Genomic DNA, 16,445 nt, shown 5'->3' with positions numbered 1-16,445 from the left:
CACTTTACGCGGTGGTTCAGGCCTGTACGACCTCATTGCCACCATTCACCAAGGCCGCCTGCGTTTCCTGCCACCAGCGCTGCGCCAACGCCGGGCTGCGCGCCTTGCCCACTGCGGCCAGCAGTTCCGGGCACAGGCGTTCCAGCGCCAGCGCATCGGTGCAACGCTCGATCTTCAACTGGATGAAGTAGCCCTTCAGGCCGAGATGGCGACGCACCGCTTCGCTCATCGCGTCGTACAGCTGCTGGTACAACGCCGGGTCCTGTTCGCGGCCTGTGCTGATCGCACGCGTCGGCACAGCGTCGGCACTGCCACCGATGGCTTCGATCAGGCCCTGCGCGACCAGTTGTTCCAGTGCATCCGGTGGTGCGCGCAGCCCTTCGAACAAGCCACGCAGTTCGTTGTCATCGCGATGGCCATCGACCATCAACAGGATCGAACGCAGTGCCGCCGGCAGGCGCCGGCCGCGGTCTTCGATTTCCTGACGGCCAGCGGCCGTCTTGGCGTGCAGCAATGCCATGCATCCCCCCAATCCTCGATGCGCAAAGCCAGCGCGCCCGTGCCGGGCACACCCCCTGGTTGCCACCGTCGGAGCCTGCGCAGCTTCCCCGAAGCGCAGGCTCTGTTGCAGACCGATGACAGGGCGAGCTTAGCGCAAGTCCTGGCAGGCTTGGGTAGTGCCGGCCGCTGGCCGGCAATCCTGCATGCCGAGGTTGCCGGCCAGCGGCCGGCACTACCGGGTCAGCGCCCCAGCGCCCGGCGGATCTCCTCCAGCGCGCCGGGGTCGTCCAGCGTCGACAGGTCGCCGGGATCGCGCTGCTCGGCGAGCGCCTGCAATGAGCGCCGCAGCAGCTTGCCGGAGCGGGTCTTGGGCAATGCGTTGACCACATGCACGTGCGCCGGACGCGCCACCGCGCCCAGCGAAGTGGTCACCGTCGCCATCATCTCGGCCACCACCGGCGCCGGATCCTCGCCGCCAAGGCCCTGTTTCAGGGTGACGAACACCAGCGGCACCTGCCCCTTCAGTTCATCCTTGACCCCGATCACGGCCGCCTCGGCCACGCGCGGATGACTGGAGATGGCCTCCTCGATCTCGCGCGTGCCCAAGCGATGCCCGGCCACGTTGATCACATCGTCGGTGCGACCAAGGATGAAGGTGTAGCCATCGTCATCACGGATGGCCCAGTCCAGCGAGCTGTACAGCAGTTCCTTGAAGTGGCTGAAGTAGCTCTGCAGGAAACGGCCGTCGTCGTTCCATACCGTGCTCATGCAGCCCGGCGGCAACGGCGGGGTGACCACCAGCACGCCCTTCTGCCCCGCAGCGACTTCCTCGCCGGTGTTCTCGTCGATCACCTTCATGCGGTAGCCGAGGTTGGGGAAGCCCGGCGAACCGAAGCGCACCGGCTTCATGTCCAGCCCCGGCAACAGCGTCAGCGCCGGCCAACCGGTTTCGGTCTGCCAGTAGTTGTCGATGATCGGCTTGCCCAGTGCATCGCTGATCCAGTGCGCGGTCGGTTCGTCCAGCGGCTCACCGGCCAGGAACAGGTACTTCAGCGCACGCAGATCGTGGCGATGGATGAAGTCTGCATCGTGCTTCTTCAGCACGCGGATGGCGGTGGGCGAGGAGAACATCGTGCGCACGTTGTACTGCTCACACAGCGCCCACCAGATGCCCGGGTCCGGGTTGGTCGGCAATCCTTCGTACAACAGCGAGGTGCAGCCGCCGATCAGAGGGCCGTACACGTTGTAGGAATGGCCTACCGCCCAACCGACATCGGAGGTGGAGAACATCACCTGGCCCGGCTTGCAGTCGAACACCGTCTCCATCGACTGCGCCATCGCCACCGCGTAGCCGCCGACATCGCGCTGTACGCCTTTCGGCTTGCCGGTGGTACCGGAGGTATACAGCAGGTAGCTCGGCTCACTGGACTCCAGCCACTGCACCGGCACATCGACCTCACCGATCTGCGCGCGCAGCGTGGCGTACTCCACATCGCGGCCCGGCACCCTAGGTTCGGCGGCGTCCAGCCCGCGCGAGACGATCAGCACGTGCGGTGGCGGTGCACTGGCCTCGGCGCAGGCCGCATCGACCATCGCCTTGTACGGAATCAGCTTGCCACCGCGCATGCCGGCATCGGCGGCAATCAGCAGTTTCGGTTTCGCATCGTCGATGCGCAGCGCCAGGTTATGCGCTGCAAAGCCGCCGAACACCACCGAGTGCACCGCACCGATGCGTGCGCAGGCGAGCATCGCGAACACGGCTTCGGCCATGTTCGGCATGTAGATCACCACGCGGTCACCATGACCGACGCCGAGGTGCCTGAGTACGGCAGCGAAGTCATTCACCTCGCGATACAGCTGGCGATAGGTGATCTCGCGGGTGCTGTTGGTTTCGGTGGAAATGGCCACCAGCGCGAGCTGGTCGGCGCGCTCGGCCAGGTGCCGATCGACGGCGTTGTAGCAGAGATTGGTTTCGCCGCCGACGAACCAGCGCCGGAACGGCGGGTTGCTGTAATCGAGCACCTGCTGCGGCGGTTTGTGCCAATGGATGCGCTTGGCTTCTTCGCCCCAGAAGGCCTCCGGCTCGTCGATCGAGCGACGGTAGGTTTCCTCGTAGTTCATGACGCAGCCCTCCCAGACAAAGTCATGGCTTCGAGGATAGTCCGGCGCTGCCGCGCGGGCCGCCCTACCTTGGTAGGGGGTGGGTTTTGTCCTGCAGGGCTTGCAGCCCTGCACCTGCAGAATCAACGTCAACGTCAAAAGCTGGGTTACTGGGGGATGGCGGGGTGGGCCCGGTTGAGGGGGACGCTGCAAGTACGTCCATGTAAGCTCGGTCGCCGCATCCATGCGGCTCACGCCCCCTCAACCGGGCCCACCCCGCCTTCGACAGTTTTCCGCGAACTGTCGGAACGGCACTCTGCTCTGGTGGGTGTCGACCTTGGTCGACACGGTAGATCCACGCCATGCGTGGATGAATCATTCGATATCTGACAGATGTGTCGACCAAGGTCGACACCTACCAACAGCCGCGCGGAACCACGGCCGCAAATACCAACAGCCGCGGAAAACTGTCAGAGGTGGGGCGGTGTCGGAGTGCGGGGTGTCAGCCGCATGGATGCGGCTGCCAAGCCCCCAGGGATGGGTTCACGGCGTCCCCGCACTCCGACACCGCCCCGCCAACCCGCGGATAGCCCGCTTTTGACGTTGACATTGATTCTGCAGGTGCAGGGCTGCAAGCCCTGCCGCCCCACCTAGAACGGCGTCGCGGACTCGAACGCGAGTGCTTCGCCTGTCACCGGATGGGTGAACCGCAGGCTGCTCGCATGCAGATGCACCCGCTGCGCAGGCGCGGCGTCATACAGCACGTCACCCACGATGGGATGGCCAATGCTGGCCATGTGCAGCCGCAACTGGTGGCTGCGACCGGTGACCGGTTCCAACTCCATGCGGGTGCGCTGCGCTTCAACATCACGTGCCAGCACGCGCCAGCGCGTCAGCGCCGGCTTGCCGCGTTCATGATCGATCATCTGCTTCGGCCGATTCGGCCAATCCACGATCAGCGGCAGGTCCACTTCACCGGCATCGCCTTCAAGCAGCCCCTCCACGATCGCTTCGTAACGCTTGCCAACCTGGCGCTGCTCGAACTGCATCGACAACGCCGCCTGCATCTCCTTGCCACGCGCATGCAGAAGCAGGCCGGAAGTCACCTGGTCCAACCGGTGCACGGTCAATGCATCCGGGTACAGCGCCTGCAGGCGCGCGACCACGCAGTCCTGGTTCTCGGCGCTGCGGCCGGGCACGGACAGCAGGCCGGCCGGCTTCTCGGCCACCAGCAGCGCGTCATCGAAGTAGTGCAGGTGGATCATGGGGTTCCGTATCCTTCCAAACAAAAACGGGGAAGCCGAAGCTTCCCCGTCTTCTGCGTACCGACCGGAGCCGGTACCGCCTGCATCAGCCCAGCAGGTGGGCGACGCCGGCGCGCTCTTCTTCCAGCTCGGCCAGGGTCTTGTCGATGTACTTCTGGCTGAAGTCGTCGATCGGCAGATCCTTCACCAGGGTGTACTTGCCGTTCTCGGTGGTCACCGCGAAGCCGAAGATCACGCCTTCCGGAATGCCGTAGGAGCCATCGGACGGCACGCCCATGGTGACCCACTTGCCGTTGCTGCCCAGCACCCAGTCACGCACGTGGTCGATGGCAGCGTTGGCGGCCGAAGCAGCCGAGGACGAGCCGCGGGCTTCGATGATCGCCGCGCCGCGCTTGCCGACGGTCGGGATGAAGGTGTTGGCGTTCCACTCCTGGTCGTTGATCGCATCGGCGATCGACGCACCATCGGCGGTGGCGAAACGGTAGTCCGGGTACATGGTCGGGCTGTGGTTGCCCCACACCACCAGCTTCTCCATGCCACCGACCGGCTTGCCGAGCTTGGTCGACAGCTGGCTCAGCGCGCGGTTGTGGTCCAGGCGCAGCATGGCGGTGAAGTTTTCCGGCTTCAGGTCCGGGGCCGACTTCATGGCGATGTAGGCATTGGTGTTGGCCGGGTTGCCGACCACCAGCACCTTCACGTCACGGCTGGCCACCTTGTTCAGCGCCGCGCCCTGGGCGGTGAAGATCTTGGCGTTTTCCAGCAGCAGGTCCTTGCGCTCCATGCCCGGGCCGCGCGGACGCGCGCCGACCAGCAGGGCGATGTCGGCGTCCTTGAACGCGACTTCGGCGTCGTCGGTGCCGACCATGCCGGCCAGCAGCGGGAAAGCGCAGTCTTCCAGTTCCATCATCACGCCCTTCAGGGCGGCCTGGGCCTTGTCGACCGGCAGTTCCAGCAGCTGCAGGATGACCGGCTGGTCCTTGCCCAGCATTTCGCCGGAGGCGATGCGGAACAGCAGGGCATAACCGATCTGGCCGGCGGCGCCGGTCACGGCAACACGAACGGGTGCTTTCATGGGGGTTTCCTCTTGCTTGCAAGCGTTTGATGGGACGCCGCGGGCGTGGCCACGCAGGCCTGGCGGGCGGCGGGGAACAGGGAAACGGCCACCCATGGGTGGCCGTTTCGAAGGGGGATCAGGCGGCGAGGTGCTTGTTCCACTCCGCCACGCGCTCGGCCTGGGCGGCCAGCACGGCGTCGACGTCGCCTTCCAGGGTGATCGAATGGATCACGTCGCCCTGCTTGACCGAATCGACGATGGCCTGGCCTTCCAGGACCTTGCCGAACACGGTGTGGCGGCCGTCCAGCCAATCGGTCTTGATATGGGTGATGAAGAACTGGCTGCCGTTGGTGTTCGGGCCGGCGTTGGCCATCGACAGCGAGCCGACCTCGTGCTTCACGCCGTTCTTCTCGTCTTCGAACTTGTAGCCCGGGCCACCGGTGCCACGACCCTGCGGGCAGCCGCCCTGGATCATGAAGTCGGCGATCACGCGGTGGAAGATCAGGCCGTCATAGAAACCGTGCTTGACCAGGTTCACGAAGTTGGCCACGGTCAGCGGCGCCTTGTCGGCGAACAGCTCGACCTTGATCGGGCCCTGGGTGGTGTCGAAAGTGGCGATGAGGGACATGAAGATCCTTGATGCAGAGGGGAACGCGTCTAGCCACCTAGTTTACACCTGCCTCGTGGCGGCGGCGGCTTCGACCATGGGCGCAGATCCCGGCTTCAGCCGCCGGATGGGCAGCCCAGCCACCGGCGCCAGGCAGCCTCGACCGCAGCGGCGGGACCCAGCTGAATGGGCCCCATGACCGGCGTGAAATCCACCTTTTCGCGAATCGTCAAGTTCGACGTATAATGTTGGACTTCTTTTTCCAAATCCGGCGCCGACTGGCCCCCTTTCGTATGTCCATCGAAAATCTTCGCAACATCGCCATCGTCGCCCACGTCGACCATGGCAAGACCACCCTGGTCGACCAGCTGCTGAAGCAGTCCGGCACCCTGTCCGAGCGCACCGTCCTCGCCGAGCGCGTGATGGACAGCAACGACCAGGAAAAGGAACGCGGCATCACCATCCTGGCCAAGAACACCGCCATCACCTGGGAAGACAAGAAGACCGGCATCAAGAACCGGATCAACATCGTCGACACCCCCGGCCACGCCGACTTCGGTGGTGAGGTCGAGCGCGTGCTGTCGATGGTCGACACCGTGCTGATCCTGGTCGACGCGATGGACGGCCCGATGCCGCAGACCCGCTTCGTGACCCAGAAGGCCTTCGCGATGGGCTTCAAGCCGATCGTCGTGGTCAACAAGGTCGACCGCCCGGGCTCGCGTCCGGAGTGGGTGATCGATCAGGTCTTCGACCTGTTCGACAAGCTCGGCGCCACCAATGAGCAGCTGGACTTCCCGATCGTCTACGCGTCGGCCCTGAACGGCTATGCCGGCCTGGAAGACACCGTGCGCGACGGCGACATGACCCCGCTGTACGAAGCCATCATGCAGCACGCGCCGAAGCCGGAAGTCGATCCGGAAGGCGCCTTCCAGATGCGCATCAGCCAGCTGGACTACAACAACTTCGTGGGCGTGATCGGCATCGGCCGCATCCAGCGCGGCACCCTGAAGAAGAACATGCAGGTCGCGGTGATCGACCGCGAAGGCAAGAAGCGCAACGGCAAGGTCGCGCAGGTGCTGGGCTTCCTGGGCCTGGAGCGCATCGAGCAGGACACCGCCGAAGCCGGCGACATCGTCGCCATCTCCGGTATTCCGGAGCTGACCATCTCCGACACCCTGTGCCACCCGGACACCCCGGAAGCGCTGCCGGCACTGACCGTCGACGAGCCGACCATCTCGATGACCTTCCAGGTCAACAACTCGCCGTTCGCCGGCAACAAGGACCTGTCCGGTGGCAAGTTCCTGACCAGCCGCCAGATCAAGGACCGCCTGGACCGTGAAAAGGTCCACAACGTGGCCCTGAAGGTCGAACAGCTGGAAGACGCCGACAAGTTCCTGGTCTCCGGCCGTGGCGAACTGCACCTGTCGGTGCTGATCGAGAACATGCGTCGCGAAGGCTACGAGCTGGCCGTGTCGCGCCCGGAAGTGATCATCAAGGAAATCGACGGCCAGATGATGGAGCCGATCGAGCAGCTGGTGGTGGACATCGAAGAAATCCACCAGGGCGGCGTGATGGAAAAGCTGGGCACCCGCAAGGGCCAGCTGAAGAACATGGAGCCGGACGGCAAGGGCCGCGTGCGCCTGGAATACTCGATCCCGGCCCGTGGCCTGATCGGTTTCCAGAACGAGTTCAAGACCCTGACCCAGGGTTCGGGCCTGCTGTTCCACGTGTTCGACCATTACGGTCCGAAGGAACAGGGCGCGATTGCCAAGCGCATCAACGGCGTGATGATCGCCAATGCGCCGGGCACCACGCCGGCCTACTCGCTGGGCCCGCTGCAGGAACGCGGCAAGCTGTTCGCTGCTGAAGGCGACAACGTGTATGAAGGTCAGCTGGTCGGCATCCACTCCAAGGACAACGACCTGACCGTCAACGCGATCAAGACCAAGCCGCTGACCAACATGCGCGCTTCGGGCAAGGACGATGCGATCCAGCTGACCCCGGCGATCAAGTACTCGCTGGAACAGGCCCTGGACTTCATCGAAGACGACGAGCTGGTCGAGATCACCCCGAAGGAGATCCGCCTGCGCAAGAAGTTCCTGACCGAAAGCGACCGCAAGAAGGCTTCGCGCGGCGGCTGAGCCAGCACCCCGTGAACCAGAGCGGCTACAACCCGGATCCGCACCGGCATCCGGGTCTCCACGTCATCGCCCTGCTCGAAGCGAGCAAGGCGATGCTGGCGCTGTTGGCCGCCACCGGGCTGGAAGTGCTCGGACCGCAGCCGCTGCGGCACGGCATCATGGTCCTGATCCGGCGTTTCAGCCTGGATCCGGACCATGGCACCCTGCCCTCGCTGCTGCACATGATCAGCCCCGACGCGGTGCACCTGGCCGCGGCGGGGATGATCGGCTACGGCCTGCTGCACCTGGTCGAAGCCTGGGGACTGTGGCGGGCAAAGGCCTGGGCCTCCTGGCTGGGCTGCCTGACCGCCTCCCTGTACCTGCCCTTCGACATCTTCGCGATCATCCGGCACCCGGGTTGGCCGTCGTGGACGATCCTGGCGATCAACCTGATCGTGGTCTACGTCCTCGCCCGCGACCTGCGCAAGCGCCATCGCTGAGCAGCGGCTACACTGGGGATTGGAGCCGACCAAGCCGCCCCATGCGCCCGTCCTTGCCGCCTCTGCTGACCTGCCTGCTCGCCGCGCTGCCTGCGCTGCTTTCGGCTGGCTGCAGCCCGGCCACGTCCAGCGCGCATGCGGCCGAACCTGCGAGCCGCAACGTGCCGTTCCCGTACGCCGAAACCGATGTCGCCGATCTGCAGGCGCGGATGACCGCCGGTGAGCTGGACAGCACCACCCTGACCCAGGCCTACCTGCAGCGCATTGCGGCCCTGGACCGCACCGGGCCGCGCCTGCGCGCGGTGATCGAGCTCAACCCGGATGCACTGAAGGAAGCCGCAGCGCGCGACCGCGAGCGCCGCGATGGCCGCCTGCGCGGGCCCCTGCATGGCATTCCGCTGCTGCTGAAGGACAACATCAACGCCGCGCCGATGGCCACCAGTGCCGGCTCGCTGGCCCTGCAGGGTTTCCGCCCGGACGACGCCTACCTGGTGCGTCGGCTGCGCGACGCCGGCGCGGTGGTGCTGGGCAAGACCAATCTCAGCGAGTGGGCCAACTTCCGCGGCAACGACTCGATCTCGGGCTGGAGCGCGCGCGGTGGCCAGACCCGCAATCCCTATCGACTCAGCCACTCGCCCTGCGGCTCCAGTAGCGGCAGTGCGGTGGCCGTGGCCGCCAACCTGGCCAGCGTGGCGATCGGCACCGAGACCGACGGCAGCATCGTCTGCCCGGCGGCGATCAACGGTGTGGTCGGCCTGAAGCCGACGGTTGGACTGGTCAGCCGCGACGGCATCATCCCGATCTCGTTCAGCCAGGACACCGCCGGGCCGATGGCACGCAGCGTCGCCGATGCGGCGGCCGTGCTGACCGCGATCGCCGGCCGCGACGACGCCGACCCGGCGACTGCGACCATGCCCGGCCGCGCGGTCTATGACTACACCGCGCGGCTGGACCCGCAGGGCCTGCGCGGCAAGCGCATCGGCCTGCTGCAGACGCCCCTGCTGAAATACCGCGGAATGCCGCCGCTGATCGACCAGGCCGCCGCCGAGCTACGCCGTGCCGGTGCCGTTGTGGTGCCGGTGGAGCTGCCCAACCAGGGCGCCTGGGCCGAGGCCGAACGCCTCGTGCTGCTGTACGAATTCAAGGCAGGGCTGGAGCGCTACTTCAGCACCCACCACGCGCCGCTGCGCAGCCTTGCCGACCTGATCGCCTTCAACCAGGCACACGCCAGGCAGGAGCTGGGCCTGTTCGGCCAGGAGCTGCTGGTCGAGGCCGACGCCACCGCCGGGCTGGCCGACCCCGCCTATATCCGCGCACGCAGTGATGCGCGCCGGCTGGCCGGCCCGGAAGGCATCGATGCCGCCCTCGCCGCACAGCAGCTCGATGCCCTGGTGGCACCGACCACCGGTGTGGCATGGCCGATCCGCAGCGAAGGCGACGACTTCCCGGGCGAGAGCTACAGCGCCGCGGCTGTGGCGGGCTATCCCAGCCTCAGCGTGCCGATGGGCCAGATCGACGGCCTGCCGGTCGGCCTGCTGTTCATGGGCACCGCCTGGAGCGAGCCCAAGCTGATCGAGATGGCCTACGCCTATGAACAGCGCACCCGCGCGCGGCGGCCACCGCACTTCGATACAGACGCCCTGATCGACGCCGGCGAGCCGTGATCCGGTCGTGCCGGCCGCTGGCCGGCAACCCATCATCCCGCAGATGCCGGCCAGCGCCCGGCACTACCGGTCCGGGGATTCCACCGGCACGATCGCCGCCTCGCCATCCTCCGCGCCCGGCGAACGCACATCTGCAGTACGCGTACGCGGTACTCGTGGCATGTCCAGCTCATCATCGTGCTGTACACGTGCGCGCACCTGCGGCAACGACTGCGGGTGTTCGCGGGCGAGGAAATCGAGCATGCGTTCGCGCACCAGGCAGCGCAGGTCGAAAGCATCGCCAGAGCTGCGCGCGCTGACCAGCAGCCGCACCTGGATCGCACGCTCGCTGGTCTCGGTCACCTGGGTCACGCAGACCCGGCCATCCCACAGCGCTTCACCCCGGCAGATCCGCTCCAGCTCGGTGCGGATCGCTGCGATCGGCGCCCGGTAGTCCAGCCACAGGAAGGCCGTGCCAAGCAGGTCGGCACTGCGCCGCGTCCAGTTCTGGAACGGGTTCTCGATGAACCAGGTCAGCGGCACCACCATCCGCCGCTCATCCCAGATGCGTACCACCACATAGCTGCTGCCGATCTCCTCGATGCGGCCCCATTCGCCTTCAACGATCACCACGTCGTCCAGCCGGATCGGCTGCGTCACCGCGATCTGCAGGCCGGCGATCAGGTTGCCGAACACCGGCTTGGCGGCGATACCGGCAACCAGACCGATCAGGCCGGCCGATGCCAGCAAAGCAGTGCCGATCTTCTGCACCATCGGGAACGTGAGCAGCACCAGCGATGCCCCCAGCACGATGATGCCGCCCATCAGCACGCGGCTGAGCACCCGGGTCTGGGTCTGGATGCGGCGGGCTTCAAGGTTGTCGGAAACATCGATGGGGTGACTGCGCAGGATAGCGCGCTCGCCGGCGGCCACCGCCCGCACCAGCAACCAGATGAAGCACGCGGTCAGTGCGATATGCAGCATGTGCTGCAGGTTGCCGAGCATTGGGTCCTGCAGCGGCGTCGCCTGCAGCGCGGGAATCAACAGCAGCAGCGGCCAGGCGGTGGCCAGCGGCAGCCCGAGCACGCGACCGATGCGCGCACGCCGCCGATCGCGTCCTTTCAACCGGTGGTAGATCCACAGGATCAACCACGCGCCGATGCCCCCCACCAGCACCGCCGCCCCCAACGGCCACACATAGGCCTGTGCGCTTTCCCAGTGCACGGTCGCCACCTCCACTCGAACCGCAAGCGGACAGCCTCGCGCATGGCGCATGAGCGTCACGTCAGTCGTTCGTAAGGAGGGTGTTGATCGGCAGGGCTTGCAGCCCTGCACCCGGCTGCGCTGGAGCAACAGCAACAGCCGAAGCACAAGCAACACCAGAGGCTGGCATTCCGTGGGATGGCGGGGTGGGTCCGGTTGCGGGAGACGCCGTAAACCCATCCCTGGGGGCTTGGCCGCGGCATCCATGCCGCGGACACTCCCGCAACCGGACCCACCCCGCCTTCGACAGTTTTCTGCGATCTGCTGGAACAGATCTGACCCCATTTGTGTGTATCGCTATCTGACAGATGTGCCGACCAACGGTCGGCACCCACCGACAGATCGCAGGGATCTGTCAGGGTGGGGCGGTGTCGGAGTGCGGGGTGTCAGCCGCATGGATGCGGCTGCCAAGCCTACATGGACGTACTTGCGGCGTCCCCGCACTCCGACACCGCCCCAGCATCCCCCGGAATGCCCGACTTTGACGTTGATCTGGCTTGTAGCAGGTGCAGGGCTGCAAGCCCTGCCGAAAAACCCTTACCGCACTTGTTCCTGCTTGCGCACGATCGCCATCGCGATCTCCAGCGACTGCTCGTAGTTCAACCGCGGGTCCACCGTCGAACGATATGCACGTTCCAGATCACGCTCGGTCAACTCGCGCGCGCCACCGGTGCACTCGGTGACATCCTCGCCGGTCAGCTCCAGATGCACGCCGCCCAGGCGCGTGCCCGCGGCCGCATGCAGGTCGAACGACATCTCAACCTCGCCGCGCACATTGTCGAAACGACGGGTCTTGAAACCATTGGCAGTGCTCTCGGTATTGCCATGCATCGCATCGCATACCCACAGCACACGGCGACCATCACGCTTGACCGCATCCAGCAGCGGCGGCAGCTTCTCGGCAATCTGCGCCGCACCCATGCGATGGATGAAGCTCAGGCGGCCGGGTTCATCATGCGGGTTGAGCACATCGATCAGGCGCAGCAACTGGTCCGGCGTCACCGACGGGCCGACCTTGATCGCGATCGGGTTGCGCACGCCGCGCAGGTACTCCACGTGCGCGCCATCGAGCGCAGCGGTGCGCATGCCGATCCACGGGTAATGCGTGCTCAGGTTCAACCAGCCCTGCTGACGCGGCACCTGCCGCGTCAGCGCCTGTTCGTAGGGCAGCAGCAGCGCTTCGTGCGAGGTGTAGAAATCGATGCGATTGAGGTTGTGCACGCGGGCCCCGGCCAGGGTCTCCATGAAGTGCACCGCATCGCCGATCGAGGCCACCATCTTCTGGTACTCGGCGGCCAGCGGCGAGTGGCTTACCCACTCCAGGTTCCAGTACTCCGGATGGTGCAGGTCGGCGAAGCCGCCATCGATCAGCGCACGCACGAAGTTCATCGTCATCGCCGAATGCGCGTGGGCCTGCAGCATCCGCTTCGGGTCCGGCAGGCGCGCCGCTTCGGTGAACGCCGGCGCATTGATCACGTCACCACGGTAGCTGGGCAGGGTCACGCCATCGCGGGTTTCGGTATCGGCCGAACGCGGCTTGGCGTACTGGCCGGCAAAGCGCCCAACGCGGATCACCGGTTGGCGCAGGCCGTGCACCAGCACCAGGCTCATCTGCAGCAGCACCTTCAACCGGTTGGAAATGGTGCCCGATTCGCAGTCGCTGAAATTCTCCGCGCAGTCACCGCCCTGCAGCAGGAAGCGCTTGCCCTCCTGCGCCTCGGCCAACTGCTGCTTCAACGCCAGGATCTCCCACGAGGTAACCAGCGGCGGCAGCCGCTTCAGCTCGTGCAGGGCCGCATCCAGCGCGACCGGGTCCGGGTAGGTCGGCATCTGCAGCGCGGTCTTGCCACGCCAGCTCTCCGGCGACCAGGCAGCGCCAGCGGCGGTCGCGGCAGGATCGGGGACAGGCGAAACGGCGGACAGGCTCATTGCAGACTTCCGGAGGTGGGGGACGTTCATGGTCGCAGAGCCGACCGCTGTCGCAAAGGGCCGGGCGTGGTCTGCACATGGCTGAACGCCGGGGAAAGGGCATCGCGATCGGCCACAAACCGCATGGCCATGGCCGTCCCGGCAGGCGCATGATTCGCCACGCACTGTTACGAAGTAACACTCCACATTCCCCGACCGGCCCCTTCCACAGCCCATCGCCATGAAGCCCTCCCTGCTCGCTACCGGCATCACCCTCGCCCTGGCTCTGGCCAGCCTGCCCGCCTTCGCCGCAGCTGCCGACGACACCTCCGCGCCGGTCAAGGACCTGGACGCTGTGACCGTCCACGCCCAGCTCGACCAGGCCCGCAACATGCTGTCGCCGGATATCGGCAGCAGCCAGTACCAGATCACGGCCGAGGACATCCAGAAGCAGCCGCTGGGTGCGTCTGCGCCACTCAGCCAGGTGCTGTTGCAGGCGCCGGGCGTGGTCCAGGATTCGTACGGCGGCGTGCATGTGCGCGGCGACCACGCCAACCTGCAGTACCGCATCAACGGCGTGCTGCTGCCCGAATCGATCTCCGGCTTTGGCCAGACCCTGGATGCACGCACCATCAAGAGCATCCGCCTGATGGATGGCGCTCTGCCGGCGCAGTTCGGCGAGCGCACCGCTGCGGTGGTCGACATCATTACGCGCAATGGCGCCGAACTTGGCAATGGTGGCAGCGCGGGCCTCGCTGCCGGCTCGTTCGGCAAGCTCAATCCGAATGCCTCATGGTGGGGCAACCAGGGCCGTTGGAGCTGGTTCCTGACCGGCAACTACGACCAGAACGAGGTCGGCCTGGAAAATCCGACCCCCTCGCGCAAGCCGCTGCACGACGACACCCACCAGGGCAAGGCCTTCGCCGACCTGACCTATCTGGTCAACGACAACACCCGCCTGAGCGTATTCGCCGGCTTCGCCAACAACCGCTTCCAGATCCCGGTCAATCCGGGCCAGACACCGCAGTTCGGCTATCTCGACACCACCACCTTCGACTCCAGCCAGCTGGATGAGACCCAGCGCGAGACCACCCGCTTCGGCATGCTGGTGCTGCAGGGCACGCTGGGCAGCACCGCCTACCAGCTCTCGGCCGGGCAGCGTTACAGCGATGTGGGATTCAACCCGGACGTGGTGGGCGACCTGGTGTTCAGCGGCGTCGCCTCACAGGTCCAGCGCAGCAACCGCGCCAATACCCTGCAGGCCGACTTCTCCACGCCGCTGGGCAACGACCACACGCTGCGCTATGGCCTGTATGGCAACTACGAGAACGCGCGGGCCAGCAACAACAGCTGGGTGTTCCCGGTCGACGACGCCGGCCAGCAGTCCAGCACCACGCCGCTGCTGATTCCCGATCGCAGCGCCTTCCACGCCAGCACGCTGGCGCTGTACGTGCAGGACGAATGGAAGATCGGCGACGACTGGACCGTCAACTACGGCCTGCGCGGTGACCGTTACAAGGCCTTTGGGCGCACCGAAGGCCAGCTCAGCCCGCGCGTGGGCGTGGTCTGGAATGCCAGCGACAGCACCACCGTGCACGCCGGCTACTCGCGCTACTTCACGCCACCGGCCAGCGAGCTGATCGCCAGCAGCGACATCGCCCTCTACGACGGCACCACCAACCAGCAGCCCAGCGGCGGCAACAACATTCCGCTGGCCGAACGCAGCGATTACTACGACATCGGCGTCTCGCAGCAGCTGGGTGAACACCTCACACTGGGCCTGGATGCGTATGACCGCCGCGTCGCGCGGCTGCAGGATGAAGGCCAGTTCGGCGCCGCCTACATCTATTCGACGTTCAACTATCGCCGCGGCCACATCCGCGGCCTGGAATTCAGTGCCGACTACAGCAACGGCCCGTTCAGCGCCTACCTCAACGCCGCCCTGAACAAGGCCATCGGTACCGACGTCATCACCGGGCAGTACAACCTGGACCCGGAAGCCCTGGCCTACGTGGCCAACCACTGGATCCACCTGGATCACGACCAGAAGCTGACGTCGTCGGGCGGCTTCAGCTACGCCTTCGCGGGCCACAACCGGATCGGTGCCAACTACGTGTTCGGCAGCGGCCTGCGTTCGGACATCGAGGGCGTGCCCAATGGCGGCGAGCTGCCGTCGTACCTGCAGGTCAATCTCAGTGCAGGCCACGACTTCAACGCCGACAGCGGCCATCCGCTGCATGTGCAGCTGGCGCTGATCAACGCACTGGATCGCAGCTACCAGCTGCGTGATGGCGGCGGTGTCGGCGTGTTCGCCCCGCAATGGGGCCCGCGCCGCGGCGCCTACCTGAGCCTGCAGCAGGACTTCTGAGGACGGACCGTGGTAGTGCCGGCCGCTGGCCGGCATTACCTTGCTTCAGCGCTTGACCTTGCGCAGCGACACCAGCAGCGCCCACAGCGCCAGCAGCACGAACCACACCCCCGACCACATTGGCATGGTCAGGCCCAGGAACGTCCAGTCGATGTTGCCGCAGTTGCCGGTACCGGTCAGCACCGTGCGGAACACTTCCAGTGGCCCCATGGTCTCGCGCAGGAAGCTCAGCGGTGGGCCGCAGGTCGCGCCCATCTCCGGCGGCAGCATCTGCACGTAGACGTGGCGCGCGGCGATGCCGACACCCACCGCGGCGGCGATGAAGGCCAGCACGCCATAGGTCGCGCGGCCAGGTCGGTTGGACGGCCCGTGCAGCGCGCCGATCAGGAACAGCAGGCCGAGCGCGGCGAATGCCAGGCGCTGGAAGATGCACAGCGGGCACGGCTCCAGGCCCATCTTCAACTGCAGGAAGATCGCGTAGCCCAGCAGGCCCGCACAGATCAGGAAGCCCAGGAAGAACTGGGCGCGGAAGGGCCAGCGCAGTGGATTCATCGTCAACGCTCGAATGGATCAGGCGCCAAGCGTAACCGAGAGTGCGCGCCATTCGAACCGCCGCAGGTGACGCCTGTCGGAACGGTGTGGGTTGCAGGCAGCGCCCAGCAACCCCGGAAACGCAAAAGCCCGGCAGAGGCCGGGCTTTCGCTGTGTCGCGTTGGAGCGGTCCGATTACTCGGCCACTTCTTCGGCCACGACCGGACGGTCAACCAGCTCGACGTAGGCCATCGGTGCGTTGTCGCCGGCGCGGAAGCCGCACTTCAGCAGGCGCAGGTAGCCGCCCGGACGGTTCGCGTAGCGCGGGCCCAGGATGGTGAACAGGTTGCCCACGGCTTCGTTGTCGCGCAGGCGGGCGAAGGCCAGACGGCGGTTGGCGACGGAGTCGACCTTGGCCAGGGTGATCAGCGGCTCGGCAACGCGGCGCAGTTCCTTGGCCTTCGGCAGGGTGGTCTTGATCAGCTCGTGCTTGAACAGCGAGGCGGCCATGTTCTTGAACATCGCTTCGCGGTGGGCGCTGGTACGGCTGAACTTACGGCCAGACTTCTGGTGACGCATGGTGAT

At 66.1% G+C, this 16,445-nt stretch carries 13 protein-coding genes; 4 read left to right on the top strand and 9 right to left on the bottom strand.

Features of this window, described 5'->3' with window-relative positions; genetic code table 11:
* Window positions 1-16: 16 nt before the first annotated feature.
* From K5L94_RS04105 to K5L94_RS04085, 5 genes are all read right to left on the bottom strand, one after another.
* Window positions 17-520: a hypothetical protein gene (locus K5L94_RS04105; protein WP_053448887.1), complete on the bottom strand. Its 504-nt coding sequence runs from the start codon at window positions 518-520 to the stop codon at window positions 17-19.
* A 221-nt stretch (window positions 521-741) separates the two neighbouring features.
* Entirely contained in the window at window positions 742-2,622 is a 1,881-nt protein-coding gene (prpE, locus tag K5L94_RS04100) for a propionate--CoA ligase (RefSeq protein ID WP_053448886.1), read from the bottom strand.
* 629 nt (window positions 2,623-3,251) lie between these two features.
* Entirely contained in the window at window positions 3,252-3,866 is a 615-nt protein-coding gene (locus K5L94_RS04095) for an RluA family pseudouridine synthase (protein WP_274512026.1), read from the bottom strand.
* A gap of 85 nt (window positions 3,867-3,951) precedes the next feature.
* Window positions 3,952-4,938 carry a malate dehydrogenase gene (locus K5L94_RS04090; RefSeq protein WP_004153634.1) on the bottom strand — a complete coding sequence of 329 codons (987 nt, stop codon included), beginning with the start codon at window positions 4,936-4,938 and terminating at the stop codon, window positions 3,952-3,954.
* 118 nt (window positions 4,939-5,056) lie between these two features.
* Window positions 5,057-5,548, bottom strand: a complete 492-nt coding sequence (locus K5L94_RS04085; RefSeq protein ID WP_004153629.1) for a peptidylprolyl isomerase — start codon at window positions 5,546-5,548, stop codon at window positions 5,057-5,059.
* A gap of 272 nt (window positions 5,549-5,820) precedes the next feature.
* On the opposite strand from K5L94_RS04085, the gene typA reads away from it, so the two are divergent.
* The 3 genes from typA to K5L94_RS04070 are packed head-to-tail and all read left to right on the top strand — an operon-like array spanning window position 5,821 to window position 9,811.
* Window positions 5,821-7,668, top strand: coding sequence for a translational GTPase TypA (typA, locus tag K5L94_RS04080; protein ID WP_049456418.1), 1,848 nt, complete (start codon window positions 5,821-5,823; stop codon window positions 7,666-7,668).
* Window positions 7,669-7,679: 11 nt separating this feature from the next.
* Window positions 7,680-8,147: a DUF2127 domain-containing protein gene (locus K5L94_RS04075; RefSeq protein WP_005415426.1), complete on the top strand. Its 468-nt coding sequence runs from the start codon at window positions 7,680-7,682 to the stop codon at window positions 8,145-8,147.
* A 41-nt stretch (window positions 8,148-8,188) separates the two neighbouring features.
* Complete coding sequence (locus K5L94_RS04070; RefSeq protein WP_053448884.1) at window positions 8,189-9,811, top strand: amidase; 1,623 nt, start codon at window positions 8,189-8,191, stop codon at window positions 9,809-9,811.
* A 63-nt stretch (window positions 9,812-9,874) separates the two neighbouring features.
* Here the strand turns inward: K5L94_RS04070 and K5L94_RS04065 are convergent, their stop codons facing one another.
* Complete coding sequence (locus tag K5L94_RS04065) at window positions 9,875-11,014, bottom strand: mechanosensitive ion channel family protein (RefSeq protein ID WP_053451248.1); 1,140 nt, start codon at window positions 11,012-11,014, stop codon at window positions 9,875-9,877.
* Window positions 11,015-11,590: 576 nt separating this feature from the next.
* The gene (locus K5L94_RS04060) at window positions 11,591-12,982 is read right to left on the bottom strand and encodes a class II 3-deoxy-7-phosphoheptulonate synthase (RefSeq protein ID WP_008265113.1); all 1,392 of its coding nucleotides are present in this window, start codon (window positions 12,980-12,982) and stop codon (window positions 11,591-11,593) included.
* 220 nt (window positions 12,983-13,202) lie between these two features.
* Here K5L94_RS04060 and K5L94_RS04055 point away from each other — a divergent pair, with 220 nt between their 5' ends.
* Window positions 13,203-15,329, top strand: a complete 2,127-nt coding sequence (locus tag K5L94_RS04055; RefSeq protein ID WP_274512025.1) for a TonB-dependent receptor — start codon at window positions 13,203-13,205, stop codon at window positions 15,327-15,329.
* A gap of 45 nt (window positions 15,330-15,374) precedes the next feature.
* On the opposite strand, the gene K5L94_RS04050 is transcribed toward K5L94_RS04055, so the two are convergent.
* Together K5L94_RS04050 and rplQ are read right to left on the bottom strand one after the other, a co-directional pair.
* A complete protein-coding gene (locus K5L94_RS04050) occupies window positions 15,375-15,881 on the bottom strand; it encodes a disulfide bond formation protein B (protein WP_004154504.1) in 507 nt (168 codons plus the stop codon).
* 174 nt (window positions 15,882-16,055) lie between these two features.
* Window positions 16,056-16,439 carry a 50S ribosomal protein L17 gene (rplQ, locus tag K5L94_RS04045; RefSeq protein WP_005408217.1) on the bottom strand — a complete coding sequence of 128 codons (384 nt, stop codon included), beginning with the start codon at window positions 16,437-16,439 and terminating at the stop codon, window positions 16,056-16,058.
* Between the last annotated feature and the right edge of the window lie 6 nt (window positions 16,440-16,445).

Origin of the sequence: Stenotrophomonas forensis, assembly GCF_028752115.1 — a bacterium.
Classification (GTDB): Bacteria; Pseudomonadota; Gammaproteobacteria; order Xanthomonadales; family Xanthomonadaceae; genus Stenotrophomonas; species Stenotrophomonas forensis.
Note: the sequence above shows the minus strand (reverse complement) of the source record. Positions and strands in the feature narration are given on the sequence as shown.